This window comes from Streptomyces sp. NPDC016851 (genome assembly GCF_055562795.1).
Genome location: NZ_JBVHEP010000003.1, coordinates 23,947 through 49,187, shown reverse-complemented (window position 1 = coordinate 49,187; position 25,241 = coordinate 23,947). Strand labels below are relative to the sequence as shown.

The 25,241-nt window shown below is 71.3% G+C and carries 25 protein-coding genes; 13 read left to right on the top strand and 12 right to left on the bottom strand.

The features are described from left to right. Positions 1 to 102: 102 nt before the first annotated feature. Genes ACZ3I3_RS05535 through ACZ3I3_RS05520 form a run of 4 tightly spaced genes read left to right on the top strand, consistent with a single transcriptional unit; the run spans position 103 to position 2,942 of the window. Positions 103 to 624, top strand: a complete 522-nt coding sequence (locus tag ACZ3I3_RS05535; RefSeq protein WP_467362813.1) for a phosphatase PAP2 family protein — start codon at positions 103 to 105, stop codon at positions 622 to 624. Next, positions 617 to 1,561: a decaprenyl-phosphate phosphoribosyltransferase gene (locus ACZ3I3_RS05530; protein ID WP_467362811.1), complete on the top strand. Its 945-nt coding sequence runs from the start codon at positions 617 to 619 to the stop codon at positions 1,559 to 1,561. The genes ACZ3I3_RS05535 and ACZ3I3_RS05530 overlap by 8 nt, the downstream gene beginning before the upstream one ends. Continuing rightward, positions 1,558 to 2,010, top strand: coding sequence for a GtrA family protein (locus ACZ3I3_RS05525; protein WP_467362809.1), 453 nt, complete (start codon positions 1,558 to 1,560; stop codon positions 2,008 to 2,010). Before ACZ3I3_RS05530 ends, ACZ3I3_RS05525 begins: the two co-directional genes overlap by 4 nt. Further along, positions 1,998 to 2,942: a YihY/virulence factor BrkB family protein gene (locus ACZ3I3_RS05520; protein ID WP_467362807.1), complete on the top strand. Its 945-nt coding sequence runs from the start codon at positions 1,998 to 2,000 to the stop codon at positions 2,940 to 2,942. The genes ACZ3I3_RS05525 and ACZ3I3_RS05520 overlap by 13 nt, the downstream gene beginning before the upstream one ends. On the opposite strand, the gene ACZ3I3_RS05515 is transcribed toward ACZ3I3_RS05520, so the two are convergent. Next, a complete protein-coding gene (locus tag ACZ3I3_RS05515; RefSeq protein ID WP_467362805.1) occupies positions 2,890 to 4,188 on the bottom strand; it encodes a D-alanyl-D-alanine carboxypeptidase family protein in 1,299 nt (432 codons plus the stop codon). The genes ACZ3I3_RS05520 and ACZ3I3_RS05515 overlap by 53 nt on opposite strands. 172 nt (positions 4,189 to 4,360) lie before the next feature. Here ACZ3I3_RS05515 and ACZ3I3_RS05510 point away from each other — a divergent pair, with 172 nt between their 5' ends. From ACZ3I3_RS05510 to ACZ3I3_RS05500, 3 genes are all read left to right on the top strand, one after another. Then, positions 4,361 to 4,600 (top strand): SCO4848 family membrane protein, encoded by a 240-nt coding sequence (locus ACZ3I3_RS05510; protein ID WP_010047056.1) that lies wholly within the window; start codon positions 4,361 to 4,363, stop codon positions 4,598 to 4,600. A gap of 23 nt (positions 4,601 to 4,623) precedes the next feature. Further along, complete coding sequence (locus tag ACZ3I3_RS05505; RefSeq protein WP_467362802.1) at positions 4,624 to 6,111, top strand: metallophosphoesterase; 1,488 nt, start codon at positions 4,624 to 4,626, stop codon at positions 6,109 to 6,111. A 180-nt stretch (positions 6,112 to 6,291) separates the two neighbouring features. Then, positions 6,292 to 7,833 (top strand): ABC transporter substrate-binding protein, encoded by a 1,542-nt coding sequence (locus tag ACZ3I3_RS05500; protein ID WP_467362800.1) that lies wholly within the window; start codon positions 6,292 to 6,294, stop codon positions 7,831 to 7,833. 9 nt (positions 7,834 to 7,842) lie between these two features. Here ACZ3I3_RS05500 and ACZ3I3_RS05495 read toward each other — a convergent pair whose 3' ends face one another. From ACZ3I3_RS05495 to ACZ3I3_RS05485, 3 genes are read right to left on the bottom strand one after another with little or no spacing between them, the layout of a single operon-like run. Continuing rightward, positions 7,843 to 8,589 (bottom strand): TetR/AcrR family transcriptional regulator, encoded by a 747-nt coding sequence (locus tag ACZ3I3_RS05495; RefSeq protein ID WP_467362798.1) that lies wholly within the window; start codon positions 8,587 to 8,589, stop codon positions 7,843 to 7,845. A gap of 17 nt (positions 8,590 to 8,606) precedes the next feature. Beyond that, positions 8,607 to 9,116: a thiol-disulfide oxidoreductase DCC family protein gene (locus ACZ3I3_RS05490; protein WP_467362796.1), complete on the bottom strand. Its 510-nt coding sequence runs from the start codon at positions 9,114 to 9,116 to the stop codon at positions 8,607 to 8,609. 12 nt (positions 9,117 to 9,128) lie between these two features. Next, positions 9,129 to 9,536 carry a hypothetical protein gene (locus tag ACZ3I3_RS05485; protein ID WP_467362794.1) on the bottom strand — a complete coding sequence of 136 codons (408 nt, stop codon included), beginning with the start codon at positions 9,534 to 9,536 and terminating at the stop codon, positions 9,129 to 9,131. A 119-nt stretch (positions 9,537 to 9,655) separates the two neighbouring features. On the opposite strand from ACZ3I3_RS05485, the gene ACZ3I3_RS05480 reads away from it, so the two are divergent. Further along, complete coding sequence (locus ACZ3I3_RS05480) at positions 9,656 to 10,048, top strand: hypothetical protein (RefSeq protein ID WP_467362792.1); 393 nt, start codon at positions 9,656 to 9,658, stop codon at positions 10,046 to 10,048. Next, complete coding sequence (locus ACZ3I3_RS05475) at positions 10,048 to 12,519, top strand: DUF4132 domain-containing protein (protein ID WP_467362789.1); 2,472 nt, start codon at positions 10,048 to 10,050, stop codon at positions 12,517 to 12,519. Before ACZ3I3_RS05480 ends, ACZ3I3_RS05475 begins: the two co-directional genes overlap by 1 nt. A 30-nt stretch (positions 12,520 to 12,549) precedes the next feature. Here ACZ3I3_RS05475 and ACZ3I3_RS05470 read toward each other — a convergent pair whose 3' ends face one another. The 6 genes from ACZ3I3_RS05470 to ACZ3I3_RS05445 form a co-directional block, all read right to left on the bottom strand. Further along, complete coding sequence (locus ACZ3I3_RS05470) at positions 12,550 to 13,170, bottom strand: Uma2 family endonuclease (protein WP_467362787.1); 621 nt, start codon at positions 13,168 to 13,170, stop codon at positions 12,550 to 12,552. A gap of 152 nt (positions 13,171 to 13,322) precedes the next feature. Further along, positions 13,323 to 14,102, bottom strand: coding sequence for a succinate dehydrogenase iron-sulfur subunit (locus tag ACZ3I3_RS05465; RefSeq protein ID WP_086604082.1), 780 nt, complete (start codon positions 14,100 to 14,102; stop codon positions 13,323 to 13,325). Next, entirely contained in the window at positions 14,102 to 15,856 is a 1,755-nt protein-coding gene (gene sdhA / locus ACZ3I3_RS05460) for a succinate dehydrogenase flavoprotein subunit (protein WP_467362784.1), read from the bottom strand. Before sdhA ends, ACZ3I3_RS05465 begins: the two co-directional genes overlap by 1 nt. A gap of 19 nt (positions 15,857 to 15,875) precedes the next feature. Further along, on the bottom strand, positions 15,876 to 16,358 hold the full coding sequence (locus ACZ3I3_RS05455) for a succinate dehydrogenase hydrophobic membrane anchor subunit (RefSeq protein ID WP_020273764.1): 483 nt from the start codon (positions 16,356 to 16,358) through the stop codon (positions 15,876 to 15,878). Between the two features lie 5 nt (positions 16,359 to 16,363). Next, positions 16,364 to 16,744 carry a succinate dehydrogenase, cytochrome b556 subunit gene (sdhC, locus tag ACZ3I3_RS05450; RefSeq protein ID WP_086604085.1) on the bottom strand — a complete coding sequence of 127 codons (381 nt, stop codon included), beginning with the start codon at positions 16,742 to 16,744 and terminating at the stop codon, positions 16,364 to 16,366. 221 nt (positions 16,745 to 16,965) lie between these two features. Next, positions 16,966 to 17,439 carry a 2-oxo-4-hydroxy-4-carboxy-5-ureidoimidazoline decarboxylase gene (locus ACZ3I3_RS05445; RefSeq protein ID WP_467362781.1) on the bottom strand — a complete coding sequence of 158 codons (474 nt, stop codon included), beginning with the start codon at positions 17,437 to 17,439 and terminating at the stop codon, positions 16,966 to 16,968. A 269-nt stretch (positions 17,440 to 17,708) separates the two neighbouring features. Here ACZ3I3_RS05445 and ACZ3I3_RS05440 point away from each other — a divergent pair, with 269 nt between their 5' ends. The 4 genes from ACZ3I3_RS05440 (at position 17,709) to ACZ3I3_RS05425 (ending at position 21,156) form a co-directional block, all read left to right on the top strand. Continuing rightward, positions 17,709 to 19,343 (top strand): beta-N-acetylhexosaminidase, encoded by a 1,635-nt coding sequence (locus ACZ3I3_RS05440; RefSeq protein WP_467363360.1) that lies wholly within the window; start codon positions 17,709 to 17,711, stop codon positions 19,341 to 19,343. 96 nt (positions 19,344 to 19,439) lie between these two features. Continuing rightward, the gene (locus tag ACZ3I3_RS05435; protein ID WP_467362779.1) at positions 19,440 to 19,946 is read left to right on the top strand and encodes a hypothetical protein; all 507 of its coding nucleotides are present in this window, start codon (positions 19,440 to 19,442) and stop codon (positions 19,944 to 19,946) included. A 106-nt stretch (positions 19,947 to 20,052) separates the two neighbouring features. Then, positions 20,053 to 20,607 (top strand): hypothetical protein, encoded by a 555-nt coding sequence (locus ACZ3I3_RS05430; protein WP_467362777.1) that lies wholly within the window; start codon positions 20,053 to 20,055, stop codon positions 20,605 to 20,607. 153 nt (positions 20,608 to 20,760) lie between these two features. Further along, on the top strand, positions 20,761 to 21,156 hold the full coding sequence (locus ACZ3I3_RS05425) for a hypothetical protein (protein ID WP_391083899.1): 396 nt from the start codon (positions 20,761 to 20,763) through the stop codon (positions 21,154 to 21,156). A gap of 2 nt (positions 21,157 to 21,158) precedes the next feature. Here the strand turns inward: ACZ3I3_RS05425 and ACZ3I3_RS05420 are convergent, their stop codons facing one another. Together ACZ3I3_RS05420 and ACZ3I3_RS05415 are read right to left on the bottom strand one after the other, a co-directional pair. Beyond that, a complete protein-coding gene (locus tag ACZ3I3_RS05420) occupies positions 21,159 to 22,352 on the bottom strand; it encodes a peptidoglycan recognition protein family protein (protein WP_467362774.1) in 1,194 nt (397 codons plus the stop codon). 115 nt (positions 22,353 to 22,467) lie between these two features. Beyond that, positions 22,468 to 25,191 (bottom strand): N-acetylmuramoyl-L-alanine amidase, encoded by a 2,724-nt coding sequence (locus tag ACZ3I3_RS05415; protein WP_467363358.1) that lies wholly within the window; start codon positions 25,189 to 25,191, stop codon positions 22,468 to 22,470. Between the last annotated feature and the right edge of the window lie 50 nt (positions 25,192 to 25,241).

Here is a 25,241-nt window from a genome sequence, read left to right as displayed (position 1 = left end):
TTAGTTCGAGAACATGGCATCCCTCCCCGAAACGGGTGATTAATGGGATGTCGCTCAATATTGCCGGAGTTCAGGCCAGGTGGGCGTGAACAGTGAGTCCACATGGACGACCTCGACGACCTGCACGACATGGATCACCGGATCGTTTCGGCGCTCAGGGCGTGCGGCACCGACCCGCGCGTGGCAGGGGCCGCACGCGCCCTGTCCTGGGCGGGGGAACACGCCGCGCTGTGGCTGGCGGCGGGGCTCGCCGGAGCAGCCGTCGACGGCCCAAGACGCGGCGCCTGGCTGCGCGGCACGGCGCTCACCGCGGGGGCGCACCTGGTCAGCATGGGGGTGAAGCGGGTCGTGCGCCGCCCGCGCCCCGCGCACGTCGAGCCCCTGGTGCGCACCGCCGGCCGGCACTCCTTCCCCAGCTCGCACGCCACCTCCGCCGCTGCCGCCGCCGTCGCCTTCGGCGCCCTGGGAGCGCGCACCGTCCCGCCGCTCGCCGCCGCCGTGTGCGTCTCACGGCTGGTGGCCGGCGTCCACTACCCCTCGGACGTCGCGGCGGGCGCGGCCCTCGGCGCGCTCACGGCCCGGCTCGGCGCCCGCTGGATGAGGGGAGGGGCCCACCATGGCTGAGACGGCCGTCCTGCGGCAGCGCACCCACGAGGAACCGTCCGCGCCACCGGACAAGGGCGGTCTCCTGGCCGGTCTCCTGCGGACCGCGCGCCCCCGGCAGTGGGTGAAGAACGTCCTCGTGGTCGCCGCCCCGGCGGCCGCCGGTGAGCTCTTCTCCCGGCACGCTCTGCTGCAACTCGCCCTCGTCTTCGTCCTCTTCACCGCCTGCGCCGCCGCCGTCTACCTCGTCAACGACGCCCGCGACGCCGAGGCCGACCGCGCCCACCCCACCAAACGGCACCGCCCGGTCGCCGCCGGACAGGTCCCCGTACCGCTCGCCTACACCGTCGGCGGCTGCCTCGGCCTGCTCGCCCCCGCCGCCGCGGCCTGGCTCTGCTCCCCGGCCGTCGCCGCCCTGCTGACCGCCTACCTCGCCATGCAACTGGCCTACTGCGTCAGCCTCAAGCACGTCCTGGTCGTCGACCTCGCCGTCGTCACGACCGGCTTCCTCATGCGGGCGATGATCGGCGGGCTCGCCCTCGGCATCCCGCTGTCGCGCTGGTTCCTGATCACGACCGGCTTCGGCGCGCTGTTCATGGTGTCGGCCAAGCGCTACTCCGAAGCCGTGCAGATGGCCGGAAAGGCGGGCGCCACACGCGCGTTGCTCACCGAGTACACCACCGGCTACCTCCGCTTCGTCTGGCAGCTCGCGGCCGGTGCCGCCGTCCTCGGCTACTGCCTGTGGGCCATGGAGGAGGGCGGCGTCCCGCACACCAGCGTGCTGCCCTGGCGGCAGCTGTCCATGGTCGCCTTCATCCTGGCCGTCCTGCGGTACGCCGTCTTCGCCGACCGGGGCACGGCCGGCGAACCCGAGGACGTCGTCCTGCGCGACCGGGCGCTCGCCCTCATCGGCCTGGCGTGGGTGGCGATGTACGGCCTGGCGGTGGCCAATTGGTGACCACCCGCGCGTGGTCGGGCCCCACGGCCCCCGGCCGCCGGGAGCTCCTCGGTTTCGCCGCCGTCGGCCTCCTCGCCTACGCCGTCGACCTGGCCCTGTTCACCTGCCTGCGCGGCCCCGCCGGACTCGGCCCGCTCACCGCCAAGGCCCTGTCCTTCGTGGCGGCCTGCTCGGTCGCCTACGCGGGCAACGCCCTCGGCACCTACCGGGACAGGCGGATCGGCGGCCTGCGCCCCTACGCCGCCTTCTGCGCGGTGAACCTCGCCGGCGCCGCCGTCCAACTCCTCTGCCTCACCGTCAGCCACTACGGCCTCGGACTCACCTCCCAGCGCGCCGACACCCTCTCCGGCGCGGGCATCGGCATGGCGCTGGCCACGATTCTGCGGTTCTGGGGTACCCGTACATGGGTCTTCCGGGCGGAGGGCAGAGTCGGATCATGGACTGGCTGAAAAGGCTCCCGGTCATCGGGCCGTGGGCGGAGCGGCTGATGATCACCCACGCGTGGCGGTCGTACGAGCGGCTGGACCGCGTGAAGTGGACGCGGCTGGCCGCCGCGATGACCTTCACGAGTTTCGTGGCGCTGTTCCCGCTGCTGACGGTGTCCGCCACGATCGCCGCCGGCACGCTCAGCACGGAGCAGCAGGACAAGCTCCAGGACAAGCTCGCCGAGCAGGTGCCCGGCATCTCCGACCAGCTGGACATCGCCGGCCTGGTGGACAACGCCGGCGCCATCGGCCTCATCGCCGGCGCGCTGCTGTTCTTCACCGGTGTCAGCTGGGCCGGCTCGATGCGCGAGTGCCTGCGCGCGGTGTGGGAGCTGCCCGACGAGGAGGAGAACCCGGCCCTTCGCTACGCCAAGGACGCGGGCGTCCTGCTCGGCCTCGGCGGCGCGCTCCTCCTCACCATCGCCGCCTCCGCCGTCGCCTCCGCGATGATCGGCTGGATCACCCGGCACCTGGGCATCGACGAGGGCGGCTGGAGCGGCGTCCTGCTGCACATCGCCGCGTTCCTGATCGCCGTGCTCGCCGACTTCCTGCTGCTGCTCTACGTCCTGACGCTGCTGCCCGGCGTCGAGCCCACGCGCCACCGCCTGGTCGTGGCGGCGCTGACCGGCGCGGTCGGCTTCGAACTGCTGAAACTGCTGCTCAGCGGCTACTTGCAGGGCGTGGCGGCGAAGAGCATGTACGGCGCGTTCGGCGTGCCCGTCGCGCTGCTGCTGTGGATCAACTTCACCTCGAAGCTGGTGCTGTTCTGCGCCTCCTGGACGGCGACGCAGAGCAAGGCGGACGAACTCCAGGACGTGCAGGACGTGCCGGACGTGCCGGGCGTCAGGGGCGGGTCCGGCGGCGCACCAGATCCGGCAGCGGCCAACGGCGGTTGACCAGGAACGCGCCGCCCGCGAGCAGCACCAGCACACCGCCGGTGATGCCGAGCGCGATCCCGATGCCGCTGGAGCCGTCCGCGCCCGGGGCGCCGGCCACCGGCTTCCCGGCCGTGCTGCCCGCGCCGCTCCCGGAGCCGCCGGCCTCCCCGGAGGGGTTCGCGCCGGGCTGGGAGCCGGCCTGCTCGGCGCTCTTCGGCGGCACCAGCTCACCCACCGGCTGGACCTTCCCGGCCGCCTTGAAGCCCCAGTCGAACAGTCGTGCGGTCTCCTTGTAGACCTCGTTGTGCTCCTGCTTCTCCGGATTCATCACGGTCACCAGCAGCACCTTGCCGTCCCGCTCGGCGACACCGGTGAAGGTGGCACCGGCGTTGGTGGTGTTGCCGTTCTTGACGCCGGCGATGCCCTGGTAGACGGGCAGGCCGACGTCGCCGCTCAGCAGCCGGTTGGTGTTCTGGATCTCGAAGGGCTTGCGGACCTTCTTGCCCTTCTTGTCCTTCTTCGTCTCGCCGGGGAACTTCGCGCTGACCGTCGAGGCGTACTCGCGGAAGTCCTTCTTCTGCATCCCGGAGCGGGCGATCAGCGTCAGGTCGTAGGCCGAGGACACCTGCCCCTCCGCGTCGTAGCCGTCCGGGCTGACGACGTGCGTGTCGAGTGCCTGGAGCTCCTCGGCGTGCTCGTTCATCTCCTTGACGGTGTTGTCGACGCCCTTGTTCATGGCCGACAGCACGTGCACGGCATCGTTTCCGGAGCGCAGGAAGACGCCGAGCCACAGATCGTGGACCGTGTAGGTCTCGTCCTCCTTTATCCCGACCAGGCTGGAGCCCGAGCCGATGCCCGCCAGGTCGGAGGGGACGACCTTGTGCTCGGCCGTCCTCGGGAACTTCGGCAGCAGCGTGTCCGCGAACAGCATCTTCAGCGTGCTCGCCGGGGCCAGCCGCCAGTGCGCGTTGTGCGCGGCCAGCACGTCACCCGACTCGGCGTCCGCGACGATCCAGGAGCGGGCGCTCACGTCCTTCGGCAGCACCGGCACGCCGCTCGCCAGGTTCACCTGCGTTCCCGGCTGCCCGAGCCGGGCACCGCCCACGGTCGACATCGACGCCGGGGGAGTGGCCGACGGGCTCGCCGACGGACTGCCCGAGGGACTCGGGGCCGCGACGGCGGCGGGCGCGGCCAGGGCGAGGGACGACAGGACGGCGGAGGTGACCAGCAGGGATCGCCTGACGGTCTTCTTCGGAGCGGGCACGGTCGGAAACGTACATGCAGTACGCAGGGAAGTCCCGCCTCCGCCCCCACCCCGCGAACGGAACCAGACAGGACTTGGCGATACTGGTCTCATGCTGTGCTCATCCGGGGGACAACCCCCGGACCCCCGGCCGCCCCCGGGAGCCCGGCATTGCGATGAAAGGTCTGATTTTGTGAAGCTCAGCCGGCCCGTCTCCTGGTTCCTGCTCGCCTTCGGGGTGTGGAGCTGGGTCATCTGGATCACTTTCGTCAAGAACCTTGTCAAGGACAGCAGCGGGCTCGCCTTCGACGACGGTCATCCCACGGCGTACTTCTGGGTGCACCTGCTGCTCGCCGTCGTTTCCTTCGTATTGGGGACGGCCATCGGGGCCATCGGGTTGCGTGGTCTGCGCGCACTGCGCCGGACGTCATAACGGCAATCGGGAGACACGACACCGTGGCCATCGTCTTCGTACTCGTCGCAACACTCGTCCTGGCCGTCATCGTGACGGCCAACTGGTACGTGTGGCGCCGCCTGTTCCGCGACACCACCCGCGGCCCGGGCATCGCCCGCCGCACGGGCGCGGTCCTGATCGCGGGCGGCTGGCTCCTCGCGATCACGGCCCTGGTGGCCGAACGCACCGGCGCCCCCTTCTGGCTCCAACAGGTCCTGGCCTGGCCGGGCTTCCTGTGGCTGGCCCTGTCGATATACCTGCTGCTGGCGGTCGTCGCGGGGGAGGTCGTACGGCCGGTGCTGCGGTGGTTCCTCGAGCGGCGGGCGAGAGCGAAGGGCATGGGCTCCGAGCCCGGCGCCGGCATGCCCGCCGGTGCGGGTGCGCCCGACGGCGCCGGTGAGCCCGCTGCCGCACCAAAGATGGACCGGGCCGGCGCGGCACCCCTGTCCGCGACGGCCGGCGGCCCGCAGATGGACGACGGGGCCGGTGCACCCGGCGGTGCACCCACGTCCGTGGCGGCGACCGCCGTGCACGCCGACCCCGGCGGCACGGTGACCGCTCCCGCCACCGCCCCTCCCCCCGCGACTGGTCCCACCCCGGACAGTTCCCCGCAGCCGCTCACCACCCCCGGCGCCACCGACAACACTGCCCCCACCCCCACCGGCCCCTCCCGCCGTCTCTTCGTCTCCCGGGTCGTCGCCGGGGCCGCCGCGGCCGCTGCCGTCGGGACCGTGGGATACGGGACGTACGGCGTGCTGCGCGGGCCGAAGGTGAAGCGCGTCACCGTGCCCCTGGCTAAACTGCCGCGCGCCGCGCACGGATACCGAATCGCGGTCGTCAGTGATGTGCACCTCGGCCCGGTCCTGGGCCGCGGCTTCGCGCAGAAGGTCGTCGACACGATCAACGCGACCCAGCCCGACCTGATCGCGGTCGTCGGCGACCTGGTCGACGGCAGTGTGAAGGACCTGGGCCCCGCGGCGGCACCCCTGGCGCAGCTGAAGGCCCGTCACGGGTCCTACTTCGTCACCGGGAACCACGAGTACTTCTCCGGCGCCGAGCAGTGGGTCGAGGAGGTCCGCCGCCTCGGCCTCGTCCCCCTGGAGAACGCCCGCAGGGAGATGCCGTACTTCGACCTGGCCGGAGTCAACGACGTCGCCGGCGAGGACGAGGGCCAGGGCCCCGACTACGCCCGGGCGCTCGGCGACCGCGACACGGCACGCGCGTGCGTGCTGCTCGCCCACCAGCCCGTGCAGATCCACGACGCCGTCGAGCACGGCGTCGACCTCCAGCTGTCCGGCCACACCCACGGCGGCCAGCTCTGGCCCGGCAACTTCCTCGCCGCCGCCGCCAACCCGACCGTCGCGGGCCTGGAGCGCTATGGCGACACCCAGCTCTACGTCTCACGCGGCGCGGGCGCCTGGGGCCCGCCCACCCGGGTGGGGGCACCGTCGGACATCACCCTGATCGAGCTGGCGTCGCGCCAGGCCTGACCCTGTGAGAACGCTGTGAAACCGGACCGAAACGCCCATCGGTAAGTTCTTTCCCAACTCGGCAGATCTCCCTTCCGCCCGCTCAAACTCCTGTGATTGGGTGAGGCCGCCACAAAGGGGTGTGGCACTGGCACAAGGGCCCACGGGCCTGGGAGGGCAAGGCCGATGCGATCGGTTCGCATGCGGATACTCGCGGGACTGCTCGTCCTGGCGGCCGTGGGTGTGGGCGCCTGGCAGCTCGTGCCGTCGAAGAAGGACGGCACGGCCATCACGGTCGGCACGACGGACGCCGTCACGTCCCTCGACCCGGCCGGCGCCTACGACGCCGGTTCCTGGGCGCTGTTCAGCAACGTCTTCCAGTCGCTGCTCACTTTCGCCCCCGGCGGCACCGCACCCGTACCGGACGCGGCCAGGAGCTGCGCGTTCCCCGACGGCGACCTGACCACGTACCGCTGCCAACTGCGTTCCGGCCTCACCTTTCCGAGCGGCCGGAAGATGACCGGCGAGGACGTGAAGTACTCCTTCGACCGGATCATGAAGATCAAGTCCCCGGTCGGCCCGGCGTCCCTGCTCGACACCCTCCGTTCCGTGGACGCCGACGGGCTGACCGTCACCTTCCACCTGTCCTCGCCCGACGCCACGTTCCCGTTCAAGGTGGCAACCGGTGCGGGCTCGATCGTCGACCACACCGCGTACCCGGCCGGCAAGCTGCGCACCGGCAACCGTGTCGACGGCACCGGCCCGTACACCCTCACCTCCTACGCGAAGGACGCCACGGCGGTCCTCGCGCCCAACAGCCACTACCGGGGCGCGGTCAAGGGCGGTGCGAACAGGCCCGTCGAACTGCGCTACTACGCCACCCCCGCTGCCCTGGACACCGCATGGAAGGACAAGCGCGTCGAGGTCACGACCGATCAGCTGCCGCCCGCGGTCCTCGCCGATCTGAACCCGAGCGATCCCGCGCAGCGCGTCTTCGAGGCGGACGGCTCCGAGACCCGCAACCTGTACTTCAACACCCGCGCGGGCAAGCCCCTGCACAACCCGAAGGTCCGGCAGGCCATGGCCTGGCTGATCGACCGCGGGCGGCTGGCCGCCACCGTCTACGACGGCACCGTCGACCCGCTGTACTCGCTGATCCCGGCGGGCCTCACCGGGCACACCGCCTCGTTCTTCGACGACTATCCCGAGCCGGACCGGAAGAAGGCACGGAAGCTGCTCACCCAGGCCGGCGTGACCCTGCCCGTCCGCTTCACCTACGGCTACGCCAGGGGTCGCGGCGCCGGTGAGCAGGAGGCCGCCGAGATCAGACGGGAGCTGGAGGCGAGCGGCCTGTTCAAGGTCACCCTCAAGGGTTACGAGTGGACCGACTTCCAGAAGCGCTGGGCGAGCGGTGAGCTCGACGCGTACGCCGTCGGCTGGGTCGCCGACTTCCCCGACCCGGACACCTTCCAGGCCGCGCTCGTCGGCACCGGCAGCGCCATGAACACCGGCTACAGCAGCAAGGCCGTCGACCGGCTCATCAAGGACAGCCGGCGCTACGCCGACCGCGGCGAGGCCGACCGGGACTTCCAGTCGGTGCAGCAGACCGTCGCCCGGGACGTGCCGGTGCTGCCGCTGTGGCAGGCGAAGGAGTACGTCGTCACCACCGAGGACATCGGCGGCGGCCAGTACCTGTCGGACGGCACGGGCGTGTTCCGGCTCTGGAGCCTCACCAGGATCTGACGCCGTGCCTCAGGAGCCGGTGCGACGCGGGGCCGCCGGATCCGGCATCGCCCGGGTCATGCCCGGCAGGAAGTCCGTGAACAGCTCGTGCACCTCGCGCACGAGCGGCCGCAGCACCCGGAAGCGGGCCAGCGCGACGCCCCGCGCGGTGAGCCGGGCCCCGCGCTCGGCGAGCCGGTAGCTGCGCTCCCGGCCCTCGGTCCGGTCGAAGATCCAGTACAGGACGAGGCCCATCTGGGAGAGCCACATCAACTCGGGCAGGATGTCCCGCAGTTCCTCGGCCACCTTGGTCTTCGTCGCCCCGGCCAGCACCTCCCGGTGGACGCTGATGGCCTCCTCGCGCGCGTGCTCCGACTCCGGGGAAAAGGGGCTGAGCGGGCTGTCCGGGTCGGCGGCGTTCTTGAAGAACTGCACCGCGAACTCGTGGTAGGGGGCGGCGATGTCCAGCCACGCCCGCAGCACGCCCGCGAGCCGGGCCTCCAGATCGTTCTCCCGCTCCAGGATCTCCCGGACCGCCACCTGGTGCTCGGCGGCGATCCGGTCGTAGAAGCCCTGGATCAGGTGTTCCTTGCCCTCGAAGTAGTAGTACGCGTTGCCGACGGAGACCCCGGCCTCCTTGGCGATGGCCCGCATCGTCGTCTTGTCGTAGCCGCGCTCCTGGAACAGCCGCATGGCCGTCTCCAGGATCAGGGCGCGGGTCTGCTCGGACTTGCTCGGGGTGGCGCCGTCGTCGGGGCCGTCGTTCTTCGCGGACACGGGAAGAGAGCCTAACGTCAGCGCCCCGGCGCCCGGTGAGGGGCGCAGGTGCCGTCGGCGCAGCCCGGCGCGGTGTAGGTCCAGCCGAGGGACGGGTCGTAGGACCACCCGTCCGCCCGCCGGTACACCCGGCCGCCCCACCGCGCCCCGCTTCCGTCACCTCGGTTCCACTGGGCACCGCGCCACTTGGCGGCGGCCAGCACCGCGCCCTTGGCGAGCCGGGCGCCGGACGGGGTGCTGAGCCGGTGGGCGAGCGGCCGGTGCTCGCGCAGCGCCCACAGGGTGACGATCCAGGCGGCGGGGCCCCGGTAGACCTGCCCGGCGTCGCCGACGACGGTGATCTCGTCGAGGGTGGCGCCGTGGTCGAGGCCGGGAAACCGCCGCCGGGCCTCCTCGGAGCCGGCCGGGACCAGCTCCAGCGGCACCAGCTGGGGCTGCCGCCGGAGCCAGTCGCGCAGGAACGCGCACAGGGAGCACTCGGCGTCGTAGAGGACGGTGAGCCGGCGGACCGGGGTGATGGCGTTCATGAAGCGCTCCGCTCAGGCCTGGGCCTGCGGGGCGGCCCAGCCCTGCGGCGGCACCGGCGGCACCTGCTCGCGCTCCATGGCACCGCGCCGCCGGATCCGGTTGAGCACGTAGACGTTGGCCAGGTGCATCACGCCGAGCACCAGCAGCACCACGCCGAGCTTGGTCGACAGGGCCTCGAAGACGCCGCGCGTGTCGGTGATGCTCCCGTCGCCGCTCAGATACAGCGCGACGAACCCGAGGTTGACGAGGTAGAAGCCGACCACCAGGAGGTGGTTGACGGCGTCGGCGAGCTTCTCGTTGCCGTGCAGCACGTCGGCGAGGAAGATCCTCCCGTTCCGGCTGAGCGTGCGGGCCACCCAGATGGTCAGACCGATGCTGACCAGCAGGTAGATGACGTAGGCGACGACCGTGCGGTCCATTGCCCCACCCTTCTTGAACACGTTCAAAACGCTGTCGGGATGACTCTAGACCGCTTTTTGAACATGTTCAACACAAGGGCTCCGGGTGATTGTCAGTGGTGGCTCGTACTGTCGTCGGCATGGCAATCGTGACGTTCGTCGACGAGACGACAGCGGGGGAGCGGCGGGCGGCCTGGGGGCTGGAGATCGCCGAGGAGCGGCTCACCGCACGGGAGTTGATCCGGCGCCGGGTGTTCCAGGAGGTGGCCGAATTCAACGCCCGGACGCCGGAGGTGTTCCAGGGCCTCGTGCAGCCCGAGGACACCGAGCGCGTGCTGAACGGATACGCGCCGCGCACGCCCCGCCGGATCGACCCCGAGGCGCAGACGGCCCTGGCCCTGCGGGCGTTCGCGGGGAACGGCTTCCTGGTGCTGGTGGGGGACCGCCAGGTCACCGACCCGGACGAGGAGATCGAGCTGGCGCTCGGCACCGAGGTCACGTTCCTGAAGCTCGTGCCCCTGGTCGGTGGCTGATGAGCACCTTCCGCACGCCCCGGTCCCACCTGGACCGGCTGCGCAACAGGATCGCCGACGGCGACATGGGCCGGGTCGCCGACGAGGCGCTGCGGGCCCTGGACTCCAGCCGGGGCACCTGGGGCGGCAGCTGGCAGCCGGTGCTGGACCTGCTCCGCGATCTGCCGGCCGAGCGCCGCCGCGAGCTGCTGCACGCCCTGGCCGACCGCTTCGGGCAGGCCGGTGACGACACGGAGGACCGCTGCCGCCATCTCGCCCTGTGCGGCCTGGTCTCCGAGGGCCTCGACGACGACCCGCTGGCCGCCGAACGCCACCGGGCCCTGGCCGACCTGGCACGGCGTCAGACCTTCTGGCACTCGGCCCGCTTCGACGTCCTGGCCCGCGCCGAACTGGCCGCGGGCCGCCCGCTCCCGGCGCCCGTGGTGGCCGTCGTCCGCCGCGCCGTCCTGGACGCCTACCGCGCGGACGACCTCACGAGCCTGGCCCGGCAGCTCACCGACCCTGTTCTCAACGTCGGTGAGGCATGGTCCGAGCAGGCCATGCGCGACGCCGCGACCCCCGACTGGCAGGCACTCCTCAGGCATGCGCTGACAGCCACCGCCTCCAGGCCCACGGCCAAGTGGGACAAGGGGGCGCGTGCCCTCCTGGAAACGCTGGGCGCGGACGCCGTCCGCGAGAGGCTCCTGTCCTGGCTCGCCCTCGTCGGCCGCCCCCGCACGCTCCCGCTGGAGCGCCGGGCGTGGGAGCCGGACATCAACAACGCCTACGACCCGTACAACGCCACGGCCCTGCGCGGCCTGGCCTGGCTCCTCTCCCTCCTGCCGCCCGATCCCGGCACGGCGCGGGCCCTCGGCGCCCTGGTCGAGACCTCACTCAGGAAGGTCGCGGGCATCGGCCCCCGCAACCCCAAAGTCGCCAACGCGGGCGTCGTCGCACTCGCCCGCGTCGACTCCGAAGCGGCCCTCGCCGAACTCGCCCGGCTGGCCACGCGGGTGACCTACAAGAACACCGCCAAGCTCCTCGACACGGCCCTGGAGGCCCGGGCCACCGCGCTCGGCCTCAGCCGCGAGGAGATCGAGGAACTGGCGGTCCCGGCGTACGGCCTGACGGAGGCCGGCCGGGCGACGCACCGCCTCGGCGAGGCGACAGCCCTGCTCGAGATCCAGGGCACCCGGGCCGTGCTGGGCTGGCGCAACGCGGCCGGCAAGCCGGTCAAGAGCGTCCCGGCCGCGGTGAAGCGCGACCACCCGGACGAACTGAAAGACCTGAAGACCGCGGTCAAGGACATCGACAAGATGCTCTCGGCCCAGAGCGAGCGCCTGGACCGCCAGTTCCTGGCCCGCCGCAGCTGGCCGTACGCCGTCTGGCGCGAGCGCTACCTCGACCACCCGCTGGTCGGCACGCTCGCCCGCCGCCTGCTGTGGACGGTCGACGGCAGGGCGGCCGGCTACGCGGACGGAGAACTGCGCACCCTGGCCGACGAACCGCTGCGCCAGGGCACGCGGGTCGAACTCTGGCATCCGATCGGCCACGAGCCCGCCGAGATCGTGGCCTGGCGCGACTGGCTGGAACGGCACGGCATCACCCAGCCCTTCAAACAGGCCCACCGCGAGGTCTACCTGCTCACGGACGCCGAGCGCACGACCCGCACCTACTCCAACCGCTTCGCGGCCCACGTCCTGCGCCAGCACCAGTTCCACTCCCTGGCCGCGCTCCGCGGCTGGCGCAACAAGCTCCGCCTGTGCGTCGACGACTCGGCCCCTCCCGCCACCCGCGAACTGCCCCAGTGGGGCCTGCGCGCCGAGTACTGGATCGAGGGCGACGGCGAGGAGTACGGCCTCGACACCACCGACTCCGGCAGCTATCTGCGCCTGCGCACCGACCAGGTCCGCTTCTACCCGATCGACGCCCCGGAGAACTCGGCCCACTGCTCCGGCGGCGAGTACGCCATGTGGCTCCGCGACGGCCAGGACCCCGTCGCCCCGATCCCCCTGGAGGACATCCCGCCGCTGGTCCTCTCCGAAGTCCTGCGCGACGTCGACCTGTTCGTCGGCGTAGCCAGCATCGGCAACGACCCCACCTGGCAGGACGGCGGCCCCGGCGGCCGCTTCCGCGAGTACTGGACGTCGTACGGCTTCGGCGAGCTCAACCAGAGCGCCGCGACCCGCAGGCTCCTGCTCGAACGCCTGGTCCCGCGCCTGGCGATAGCCGACCGCTGCACGCTGGAGGGCCGCTTCCTGCACGTCAAGGGCGACCGCCACACGTACAAGATCCACCTGGGCTCGGGCAACATCCTCAGAACCCCGAACGACCAGTACCTCTGCATCGTCCCGAAGTCCGACCCGTCGGCCCCGCGGACGGGCTACCTCCCCTACGAGGGCGACCGCATGCTGGCGGTGATCCTGAGCAAGGCGATGCTGCTGGCGGAGGACACACGGATCACGGACCCTTCGATTCTCAGCCAGTTGTGAGGGAGCCCGCGATGGTGCCGCGGTCCCGGCTCATTCGCTCGTTTTCGCCTGGCCGGCCCTGAGGATCTCGGCCGCGTCGAGGGTCACCTTTGCGCCGATGGAGTCGGGGAGAGTGACGAGCTCGCCGGGGGCATGAGGACGGTGGTTCTCGTATCCGCTTCCCACCGGGCCGGTCAGGACGTGGAGGCGCTGGTGCTTGCGGTCGACGACGACGTAGACCGGAACCTTGGCTTCGGCGTAGGCGGCGACCTTGGTCTTGAGGTCGTCCTTCCAGTTCCCGGACGTGACTTCCAGGACGAGACGGAAGCAGGCCGGATCGTAGGCGTTGTTCTCGACGAGGCGGTCGTCGATGTCGGCGTCCACCACCACGAGGTCGGGGATGGCGTAGTCCTCGGCGCCGGTGGGGAGCCAGAGGCCGACGTTCTGCAGGACTTCGGTTGGCCCGTCATCCAGACCTGCCGCGATGAACGGGCGCATGAGTTTGGTCAGGGCACGGGCATGAGGTGCATCCGGGGACGGGGTCACGAGGAGATGGCCTCCGATGATCTCGACGCGGTAGCCCGGATGGCGCTCCATGATCTCGTCGGCGATGGTCGTGAGGGTGACCGGCTCTTCGTCGTGGAAGGGCTGCTCGACGGAAGCTGCTGACATCAGGTGCCTCCTGGGAAATGGTGTCGAGAGCATCATGGTAGGCCGGACGACGCCTGCGCGGTCTTCACGACCTCTTTCACCCGATGGTGTGGCATATGCCAGAGGGCCCCGTTCCCAGCGGAAACAGGGCCCTCATGAGCAAGCGGTCGATCTCAGTAGCGGCGCGTGATCAGCGCCCGCTTCACCTCGGCGATCGCCTTCGTGACCTCGATGCCGCGCGGGCAGGCGTCCGTGCAGTTGAAGGTCGTGCGGCAGCGCCAGACGCCGTCGCGGTCGTTGAGGATCTCCAGGCGCTGCTCGCCCGCCTCGTCACGCGAGTCGAAGATGAAGCGGTGGGCGTTGACGATGGCCGCCGGGCCGAAGTACTGGCCGTCGTTCCAGAAAACCGGGCACGACGTGGTGCAGGCCGCGCAGAGGATGCACTTCGTCGTGTCGTCGAAGCGCTCGCGGTCCTCGGCCGTCTGCAGACGCTCGCGCGTGGGCTCGTTCGTGTCCTTTGTGATGAGGAAGGGCATGACGTCCCGGTACGCCTGGAAGAACGGCTCCATGTCCACGACCAGGTCCTTCAGGACCGTCAGGCCCTTGATGGCCTCGACCGTGATCGGCTTCTCGGGGTTGATGTCCTTGATCAGCGTCTTGCACGCGAGGCGGTTCTTGCCGTTGATCCGCATCGCGTCCGAGCCGCAGATGCCGTGGGCGCAGGAACGGCGGAACGTGAGGGTGCCGTCGAGCTCCCACTTGATCTTGTGGAGGGCGTCGAGGACGCGCTCCTTCGGGTCGATCTCCAGCTGGAAGTCTTCCCAGCTCGCCTCCGCCGCGACCTCCGGGTTGAACCGGCGGATGCGGAAGGTGACCGTGATGTAGGGGGAGTCGGCGAAGCCGGGCTCGGGCTTTCCGGCCGCGTCCGACTTGTCCAGAACGGGGGTAGCCATCAGTACTTACGCTCCATCGGCTGGTAGCGGGTCTGGACGACCGGCTTGTAGTCGAGACGGACGGTTTCGGAGCCGTCGGCGCCGACCTCGCGGTACGCCATGGTGTGCCGCATGAAGTTGACGTCGTCGCGGTTCGGGTAGTCCTCACGGTAGTGACCGCCGCGGGACTCCTTGCGGGCGAGCGCGGAGACCGCCATGACCTCGGCGAGGTCGAGCAGGTTGCCCAGCTCGATGGCCTCCAGCAGGTCCGTGTTGAACCGCTTGCCCTTGTCCTGGATCGACACGTTCTTGTAGCGCTCGCGCAGCTCCGCGATCTTCTCGACCGCCGTCTTGATCGTCTGCTCGGTGCGGAACACCATGACGTTGGCGTCCATGGTCTCCTGCAGCTCCTTGCGCAGCGTCGTCACGCGCTCGGTGCCGGTGGAGTCGCGCAGCATCTCCACCTGCTTGAGCACGAACTCGGCCGGGTTCTCCGGCAGCTCGACGTAGTCGGCCGTCTGGGAGTACTCGGCCGCGGCGATGCCGGCCCGCTTGCCGAAGACGTTGATGTCCAGCAGCGAGTTGGTGCCGAGTCGGTTGGCGCCGTGCACCGACACGCAGGCGACCTCGCCGGCCGCGTACAGGCCCGGGACGACCGTGGTGTTGTCCGCCAGGACCTCACCCTCGACGTTCGTCGGGATGCCGCCCATGGCGTAGTGCGCGGTGGGCTGGATCGGGATCGGGTCCGTGTACGGCTCGATGCCGAGGTAGGTACGGGCGAACTCCGTGATGTCGGGCAGCTTGGCGTCCAGCTGCTCCGGCGGGAGGTGGGTGAGGTCCAGGTAGACGTGGTCGCCCTCGGGGCCGCAGCCGCGGCCTTCCCGGATCTCCGTGTAGATGGAGCGCGAGACGACGTCACGCGAGGCGAGGTCCTTCATGACCGGCGCGTACTTCTCCATGAAGCGCTCGCCGTCCTTGTTGCGGAGGATGCCGCCCTCACCACGGGCGCCCTCCGTCAGCAGGATGCCCATGCGCCAGATGCCGGTCGGGTGGAACTGGAAGAACTCCATGTCCTCCAGCGGGATGCCCCGGCGGTAGACCGCCGCCTGGCCGTCACCCGTCAGCGTGTGCGCGTTCGACGTCACCTTGAAGAACTTGCCGCAGCCGCCGGACGCGTAGATCACGGCCTTCGCCTGGAAGACGTGGATCTCGCCGGTGGCCAGCTCGTACGCCACCACACCGGCCGAGCGCTTGACGCCGTCGACCTCGGTGATCAGCTGGTCCAGGACGTAGAACTCGTTGAAGAACTCCACGCCCTCCTTGACGCAGTTCTGGTACAGCGTCTGGAGGATCATGTGGCCGGTGCGGTCGGCCGCGTAGCAGGAGCGGCGGACCGGGGCCTCGCCGTGGTTGCGGCTGTGACCGCCGAAGCGGCGCTGGTCGATCGTGCCGTTCGGGGTGCGGTTGAACGGCAGGCCCATCTTCTCCAGGTCGAGGACGGAGTCGATGGCCTCCTTCGCCAGGATCTCGGCGGCGTCCTGGTCGACCAGGTAGTCACCGCCCTTGACCGTGTCGAAGGTGTGCCACTCCCAGTTGTCCTCCTCCACGTTGGCGAGCGCGGCGGCCATGCCGCCCTGCGCGGCGCCCGTGTGGGAGCGGGTGGGGTAGAGCTTGGTGAGCACGGCGGTGCGGCTGCGCTTCGTCGACTCGATGGCGGCGCGCATACCGGCGCCACCGGCGCCGACGATGACGGTGTCGTACTTGTGGATCTTCATGATTCTCGCAGCCCCGTGCCTAGCGGATGTTCGGGTCGAAGGTGAAGATCACCAGCGTGCCCAGCAGGATGGTGAACACCGTGGCGGTGTAGAGCAGGCCCTTGAGCCACAGCCGGGTGTTCGCGCGCTCCGCGTAGTCGTTGATGACCGTGCGCAGGCCGTTGGCGCCGTGCAGCATCGCGAGCCACAGCATCAGCAGGTCCCAGACCTGCCAGAAGGGGCTCGCCCAGCGGCCCGCCACGAAGGCGAAGCCGATCTTGGAGACACCGCCGTCCAGCACGAGCTGGATCAGCAGGTGGCCGAGGACCAGCACGACCAGCACCACGCCCGACAGGCGCATGAACAGCCACGCGGCCAGTTCGAAGTTGCCGCGGGTGGACTTCGGGGTCTTCTTGGTGCGCTTGCGCGGTGCCTCGATGAAGGGCGCCGGGTTGTCGACGGTGTAGACGGCGCCACCCTCGACGGGGCCGACGCCGGCGGCGGTCTTCTCAGACGTGGACATTGGCGTCAGCTCCCGAACAGTTCACGAGCGGCGTGGCCGAGGACGGGGTAGATCGCCCCGATCATCAGCACGACCCACAGGGCGACGACGGTCCAGAGCATCTGCTTCTGGTAGCGAGCGCCCTTGATCCAGAAGTCGACGGCGATGACGCGCAGGCCGTTGAGCGCGTGGAAGAGGATGGCGGCGACGAGGCCGTACTCCAGCAGCGCGACGATCGGCGTCTTGTACGTGGCCACGACGGTGTCGTAGGCCTCGGGCGACACACGGACGAGTGCGGTGTCCAGCACGTGAACGAACAGGAAGAAGAAGATGAGGACGCCGGTGACTCGGTGAGCCACCCAGGACCACATTCCTTCCCGGCCGCGGTACAGCGTTCCAGCCGGCACGGAAGTTTCCTCCGGGAGCGGGGATTGGGGCCGCGCCGGCTTGGTGTGTCGGTCGGGCCCGGCCGGGTACGGTCCACCGGCCCCCAGCATCGTAGCGAGGCGCTGCCGCTGGGCTGAGCCGGGGTCCCAGGGTGTGATCAAACTGGCATGCAAAGAGGTACAGGTGGGCTAGCGCGGCCAAGGGGGCGTGGGGTGCCACTGGGGCCGCCGGGTGCGGGCCGTCAGTGGTTGATCGCGCAGTTCCCCGCGCCCCTGAGGGCAGTCAGCAGGCGCCCCCTCGCGAGGCGCCGGAGTTCGTCCGCCGTCACGGCTCGCTCCTCCTCCGGATCGTTGGTCAATCGTGACCGGATGGCTTCCAGGAGGCGGTCCAGGGTCTCGGTCTGCGCCACACCATCCAGGCAGATGACGAACACATGTCCGAAACGGGCCTCGTAGGCCGCGTGGGCCGCGCTGAGGGCCGTGTGGGCCGCGGAGTACGTGCCGGGCGGGAGGGGTGGCAGGGACTCGGCTGCCAGGGCCTCGGTCAGGTCGGGCCAGGTCAGGTCGTAGGCCGCCTCGTCCGCCGCGGCGAGCAGGGAGTCCAGGTCCGGATAGGGGCGGTGTTCCGCGACGCGCCGGGACCAGCGGGGGCTGCGCAGGCAGGAGAGGAGCGTCTGCTCCAGAGCCTCGGCCGAGGCCGCGTTGAAGTGCTCCACCGGTATGGCGAGTCGGCCGGGGAGGTCTGGGAGACGGTGCGCAGGCAGCGTGGGTCCTCGTGGGCGTCACGTGTGTCGGCAGGGCATGTTGTGAGAGATGTGACGTCACGCTATCGAGTACGACCATGACGTGTCCGACGGATGCCCGAATTTCACCCGGGAGAGAGAGATTCCGAACGCGTGGTGGACGGGCGTGACGTGGCAGGGGGTCTTAGGTTGGCGATGTGAGTCAGCACAGGCGCCGAGGCTCGGCGAAGCAGACGAAGCAGATGAAGCAGGGCAAGCAGCGGCAGGTGGTGATCCTGGCCATGGCCGTCGCCCTGGTCGTGATCGCGGCCGGGGTGAGTCTGGGGCTCTGGGCGGCCTCGGGCGGCGACGGCGGGACCACCGGGCCGGAGGCCAGATCCTCCCAAGGCCGGTCCGCGGCCGCCCCGCAGGGCACCTCACCGGAGAACGCCCCGAGTCCGAGCCGCTCCTACGCCCTGTCCAAGGCGCCGCGGACGATCCCGGCCGTGCGTGAGCACACCGCGGCGCGCGGCCCGGGCTGGCGGCCCGCGAGCGGGAACCGCGTCGTCGTGGACGACCCGGCGCTGGCCGACGAGGGCCGGCTGATCGCCGGTGAGCTCGGCATGAAGTACGAGGGCGAGAAGGACGACCGGCGCGCCGGGGACCTGCGGCTGACGCTGAACGAGGACAAGGGCGCGAACCCGGAGTCGTACGTCATGACCGTGCGCGACGGGCGGGTGGAGATCGGCGGGCCCGCCGACGCGGGCGTCTTCTACGGCACCCGGACCCTCAAGCAGGAGGTGCACGACGGCGGTACCGCGCCCGAGGGCGTGGTGCGGGACGAGCCGGCCAAGCCGGAGCGCGGGTTCATGCTGGACATCGCCCGCAAGAACTACACGGCGGACTGGATCGAGGACCGGATCCGCGAACTGGGCGATCTGAAGTTCAACCAGCTCGGGCTGCACTTCTCCGACGACCAGGGGTTCCGGATCGAGTCCGACTCGCATCCGGAGATCGTGTCCCAGCAGCACCTGACCAAGGCGCAGGTGCGCGAGATCGTCAACCTCGCGAAGAGCCGGCACATCACCGTCGTGCCCGAGATCGACTCGCCCGGGCACCTCGGCGCGGTCCTCGACACCCACCCCGACCTGCAGCTGCGCACCGCGCAGGGGTCGGCGGTGCAGGGGGCCATCGACATCTCCAAGAGCGAGAGCGCCCAGATCGTCGACGACCTGCTGAACGAGTACGCGGAGCTGTTCCCGGGCGGGCCGTGGCACCTCGGCGGCGACGAGTACCAGGCGCTGGTGCGCTCCGACCCCGAGGCGTCGTTCCCGCAGCTCGCCGCCGCCGCGCGGGAGAAGTACGGCTCCGGCGCGACGGTCGCCGACCTCACCACCGGCTGGCTCAACGACCGGGCCGCCACCGTCCGCAAGCACCAGCGCGTCCCGCGCGCCTGGAACGACGGCTTCTTCGCGGACACCTCCGTCGACGCCGACAAGGACATCCAGGTCGGCTACTGGACCGGCAAGGAGATCGGGGCCCGGCCGCCGGCGGTGTACCTGGGCGAGGGCCGGAAGGTGATCAACTACAACGACGAGTTCCTGTACTACGTGCTCGGCCAGCCGCAGACCTTCGTCTACCCGACGGGGCAGCGGATCTACGAGCAGTGGACGCCGCGGGTGCTGCGCGGCACGCAGGCCGTGCCGGAGCGCTACGACGGACAGATCCTCGGCGGGGTCTTCGCCGTCTGGGGCGACATCCCGGACGCGCAGACGCAGGACCAGGTGGCGGCCGGGATCCGGATGCCGCTGCGGGCGACCGTCCAGAAGCTGTGGGACCCGGGCCGGCCCGAGCTGTCCTGGGCGGAATTCCGGGCGCTTGCGGACAGGCTCGGCTGACCGCACACGAATTCACCCGTACGGCTGCGAACTGCCGTACGGGTGTGGTGGTCTTCTGACGCGAGCCGAATCGAATATGCCGGGGGGAACCGGAGCATGGGGTACTGGGGGTACTTCGTCGTGGGCCGTGGGGAGCGGCCGCTGGCGGAACTGGACGCGCTGGCGGGGGCGGCGGACGGGATGGTGCGGCGCACCTCCGCGCCGGGCGGATGGCAGGTCTGGGAGTACCCGAGCAGCGACGGCGACGTGGGGAACATGAACGCCCTCGCCCGGGAGACCGGGGCGCCCGCGCTGTTCGGGTACGTCATGAACAGCGAGTGCGTGGTGCTGGAGGCCGCCGCGCCGGAGAGCGGTACGTGGACGACCTGCCTCGCCCGGGCCGCCATGGCCGGGTATCTGGGGGCCGGCCGGGAGGGCCTCACCCTGGAGGACTACTTCCTGGAACCCCGCGACGCCGCCGAGCACGCCGCCCGCTGGGCCGCCGAGGCCGGGCACGAAGTGAACGCGGACGCCCTTGTGGACGTACTCACGTCAGACCCCGAACCTCTGGCCGAAAACCTCCTCTTCCGCTTCCTCGACCGACTGGGCGTCGTGCCCCTGTGACGTTCCGGGGCCGTTGCGCGCAGTAAGGGGAAGTGCGGGTTCCGTGAGGGGTGAGGGCTGGAAGCGGCCTGGTAGGGCCCTGCAAGGCCCGCGGAGGGAGGCGTGGATGAGCCTGGTGGAGTTGATCGCACAGGCCGACGAACGCGGGCTGGCCGCGAGCGGGCTGGCTTGTCTGGATCGGTGCGTGCCCCTGCTGGGCGGCGACGACGAGACCCTGCGGCCGCTGTGGGCGAGCCTCAGCGACGGCGCCGGCAGCGGCGACTGGGGTGAGGGGCTGGAGCAGGCGCGCAAGAAGCTGGACGCCGCCGGCACCGGGGACGAGGCGGCCGTGCTCGCCCACCGGATGCTGGAGGCCGCTCCCGCGGAGCGGTCCCCCGCCGAGGTGCGGGTGTGGGCCGACGCCTGCTCCGTCGCCGCCCTCCAGATCCACCGCCTCCTCGACACCGCCGCCGACGACGCCTCGTCGGTCGCCGTGCGCCGCGAGGGCCGTACGGAGGGCATGTCACCGCTCGTCGCCGCGGAACTGCGCCGCCAGATCACCGTCCTGGAGGTCCTGGCCGGTCACGGCCCGGCCGGGCTGCGGCGGGCGCTGGAGGTGTCGACCGAGGGGCGCCGGGTGCTGCGCGCGGTCGTCTCGCGCCGGAGCCGGCAACGCGGCTGAGGAACGGGCCGCCGGGCCCCCGACCGGCCTAAACCCCCGTTCCTGGAAGGGTCCTGTGACCGTCGTAGGGCCGAGGTGGGGCGGTCCTGCGCGACTTCCGGGAAGTCGCCGATTTCGTGTGACGAAACGTCACGCCGCAGCGCTTTCACGGGTGTGACGACTCAAGCGGAAACCAGGCCTTCGGCCGCGGCGAAGCCGCTGCGGTGGGCGGCGGACACGGTGGCGACGATGCGCGAAGGGGCACGGCTGCACCTCGACTACTCGGCCCAGAGCCTGTGGAGCATCGACCGGATGATCGAGGGGATACGGCGGGAAGGAGCCCCGTACGCCGCCGTGCGGGAGGTGCTGCGCGGATTCGGCGCCTACGCCGGTGAGGTGATGGCGCGCCAGACCGGCGCCGAGTGGTGGGCGACGGGCGGCGACCACTGGATCCGCACCCCCGACGGACGCCTCTGGGACCCGATCGACGAGGCCCGCCGCTGCTACGCCGGGCACGGCTCGCTGCGGCTGCTGTGCCGGGACGCGACGGCCGCCGCGCCCCGGAGGTAGCGTCAGCGCGCGAGCGCCACCGTGACGTCGTCCTCGATGACCGGACCGGTCGGCTCCGGGGACGGCTCGTCGGGCTTGGCGGCCTTCCCGGCGAGCGTGCGGATCTCGGGCAGGTCATCGTAGAGGTGCTGGCCGGGGCACTCGGTCGGGTAGCCGTCGCGGTGGCCGGAGATGCGGTGCAGCGTGGCCTTCTGGCCCGCCTTGTACTTGCCGTTGTCGGCACCGGCGGTCAGCACCACCGTGCCGGTCGGGTCGATGCCGTACAGGCCGAGCTTCCAGGCCGCGACCTTGGCGACCGACTCGCGCACTGCGGGGTTCGCGGTCGTCTTGCCGTAGTCGCCGAGCACCGAGACGCTGCTGGTGGCGGTGTTGAAGCCGTAGGTGTGGGCGCCGAGGACGGGCTTGTCGATGCCGCCCGCACGGCCCTCGAAGACCGTGCCGCACTTGTCGACGAGGAAGTGGTAGCCGATGTCGTTCCAGCCGTTGCTGCGCACGTGGTAGAGGAACACGCCGCGCACGACCGACGCCGACTCGGCGCACGTGTAGTCGTTGGTGCCCGCCGTGTGGTGGACGAACAGCGCCTGCGTGTCGGTGGTGTAGGTGGGCGGGTCCTTCACCAGGGATTCGTCGGCGCCCCAGTCGGCGCGTGACGTCACGGCGGGACGCTCGGCGGCGGGCGCGCCCGCCGCCGGTCCGGCCGCGTCCGGTTCGACGACCGTGCTGTGCACGGCGTCCGACCCGCCGTCCGGGTCGACCAGTTCGACCCGCAGCCCCTCGGGCAGCCGCCCGCCCGACACCCGCACCTGGACGCCGTCCGACGGCCCGGTCCACAGCGGCTGGGTGCCGCCGCGGACCCCGGCACGGTCGCGGTCGGGGCCGGTCTCGGGCGTCCGGACGTCGGTGTCGAGCGCGCGCCACGCGCTCCACTCGCCGCTCTCCCGGGAGCGGGTGCGCACCTGGGCGGTGCCGTCCAGGGCCGCTTCCGGGTCGTCCCAGGTGACACCGATCATGCTGAACGGCTCGGTGGTGCGCGGGGCGAGGGACCGCTCGTGCGGGTCGCCGTCCGGCACTCGGACGGTGTGCACACCGTCCGAGGAGGAGGCGGTGTCGGAGGAGGTCCGGGTGGGCTGGGTCAGGCCGAGCGTGCCGGCGGCCAGGGCGGTGGCGACGGCGGTGTGCAGCAGAAGGCGTGTCATTCGCGGCTCGATTCCGGTCCTCTGGGCGGGCGATGAGGGAGCCTTTCCCCCTCGCCCGCCCGTCCGTTCGGTCTGCCGGAGAAATCCGGCGAACGGCCGAGGACCGGTCGAGTCGTCACGGCGTCAGCGTCTGGCCCAGGCGTGCGTCCGTCGGGGTGCCCAGCGTGGTCTTGCCGAAGACGACGGAATCGGCGTAACCGAGGCCGGTGCTGTTGCTCGGCAGGTGCAGCAGGACGCCGTCGCCCCCGTCCTCGCCGTCGGCGCCGAACGTGAGGTCCGCCCGGCCGTAGCCGGACAGGTCCGTCAGCGACACCGACGAGCCGAAGCGGTCGCCGCTCTCCGTGGAGCCCGGGACGCCGGCGGTGTCCTGCGAGATCCCCACCGAGCCGGAGCCGGTCAGGCCGGACGCGGTGCCCTTGACGAGGATCGCGTCGCCCGCGTCGGCGCGGTTGACGCCGTCCCGGGTCAGGTCCTCGCCCGGGGCGCCCGCGAGCACGTCCGCGTAACCGTCGGCGTTGTAGTCGCCGGCCGAGACGGAGGTGCCCAGGGCGTCACCGGACTCGTTGCCGCCCGGCACGTAGGCCGTGTCCTGGTGGATCACGGTCATGCCGGTGGTCGTGAAGCCCGTGGCCGTGCCCGGGACCATGGTGATCTGGCCGCCGGACTTGCCGCCGGACTCGGACGTGACCGGCTGTCCGATGACGATGTCGTCGTAGCCGTTGCCGTTGACGTCACCGGCGGCGAGGGAGCGGCCGCCCTTGACGGAGATGACGCCCACCTTGGCCAGACCGGTCGCGGAGCCCGCGAAGCGGACGACCCGGCCGATGCCGCCGGTGTCGCGGTAGTTGAGGGCGATGTCCGCGTAGCCGTCCCGGTTGAAGTCGCCGGTCGCGGCGTCGAGGTAGGAGACGGCGCCGGTGGCGGTGGTGAGCGTGCCGTACTTGGTGGCGCCGCCGGTCAGCCGGGCGTTCCAGTTGCCGCCCTTGCCGGTGCCGGCGGAGAAGACGTCCGCCTTGCCGTCGCCGTTGAAGTCGCCGACGGCGACCGTGGAGCCGAGCCCGGCGCCCGTCGAGGTGACTCCTGACGTGGTGTACGAGAGACCGGTGTCGAGGGCGGGTCCGTACATCACCGTGACCGCGCCGCGGTCGGCGTGGCCGCTGGTGTCGTCCTCGCCGGGTGCGCCGATCGCGAGGTCGGCGTAGCCGTCGCCGTTGACGTCGCCCCACGCGGCGGACGTGCCGAAGCCGTCACCGGACTCGTGGGAGCCGGGCACGCCCGGGCTGCTCTGGGAGAGCGTCACCTTGGCGGCGGTGACCGGACCGTCGATGCCGCCCGGGACGACGGTGACGGTGCCGCCGCCGCTCAGTGCCTTGGGCGTGCCCGCGACCAGGTCGCTGACGCCGTCCCGGTTGTGGTCGGAGGTGGCGAGGGCGTGCGAGATGCCCGGGGTCTTGGCGACCTGGGCGATCCGGGAGAGCTGGGAGTAGAGGTTGGCGCCGGGGCAGGCGGTGGCGTTGGTGTCCCGGTGGCCGAAGACCCGGGGCAGGGTGATCGAGGTGCCCTTGGCGACCTTGTTGCCGTCCTGGCCGGCCGCGCTGCCGGAGGTGAGCGTCACCTTGCCCGTCGGGTCGATGCCGTACATGCCGAACTTCCAGGCCACGAGCCGGGAGATGGCGTCGAGCGCGGCGCGGCTCGGCCGGGCCTTCTCGAAGTTGCCGATGTACGAGATGCCGACGGTGTCGGTGTTGAAGCCGACGTCGTGGGCGCCGGTGACCGGCAGGTCCATGCCGCCGCTGCGGCCCTCGAAGATCTGGCCGCACTTGTCGACGACGAAGTTGTAGCCGATGTCGTAGTAGCCGCGGGCGAAGTGCTCCTGCTGGATGGAGCGCATCCGGGCCCGGGACTGCGCGCAGGACACGGGGTTGTCGCTGTCCATGCCGGTGTGGTGGACGACGGCGGCCTTGATCTCGGTGCCGTAGGCAGGTGTGCCGTCGTAGTCCGTGGAGGCGCCCCACTCGGCCTGCGTGATGACCGGCGGCTCGACGACCGTGGAGGGGCGGGGTGCGGGGACCGTGGGGGTCGGGGAGGGGGAGGCTGTCGGAGACGCGGACGTGCTCGGCGACGCCGGGTCGGTGGGGGTGCCGGTCGGCGTGGCCGTCTCGGTCGGGGTGGCCGTTTGGGTCGGGGTGGCCGTTTGGGTCGGGGCCTCGGTGGGAGCCGTCGGGGTCTCAGCGGGGGCGGTCGGGGTCTCGGCGGGGGCCGTCGGCTCCGTCGTCGTCGGGGCGGGGGTCTCCTCGGCGTAGGCCGCGGGCCGGATGGCGCCCTTCGGGTCGGTGCCCGGGTCGAGGAGCTTCACGTCCATGCCGGCGGGCTGGCCCCCCGCCTCGGTACCGTCCGCGTTCACGACGCGCACCTCGACGCCGTCCGCGTCACCCGTCCAGAGGGACTCGGTACCGCCGCGCAGCGCGGCCCGCTCGCCCTCCGCGCCGTCGGCCTGGGCCGGGTCGGCGGACAGCTTCTGCCAGCCGGACCAGCGCCGGCTCTCCAGATCCCGGGTCCGCACCTCGGCGGTGCCCCGGACCCGGGCGTCCGGGTCGTTCCAGGTCACCAGCACCGCGCTGAACCGGTCCGTGTCCTTCTTGGCCAGGCCCTTGCGCCCGGAGCCCTTGTCCTGGAGCCGCACGGTGTGGACGGCCGGCTTGCGGCTCTGGGACGCGCCGCCGGAACCGCCGGGCGGGTCGGCCACCGCGTACGTGACGACCCCTGCTCCGCTCAGGACGACGGCGCCGATGGTCAGCCACGCCCGTCTCTTCAGGCTCAGCGGCTTGTACGCGCGCATGCTGCGACGACTCAACTACCCCACCCCTAGAACTGGTCACATTCGCACCC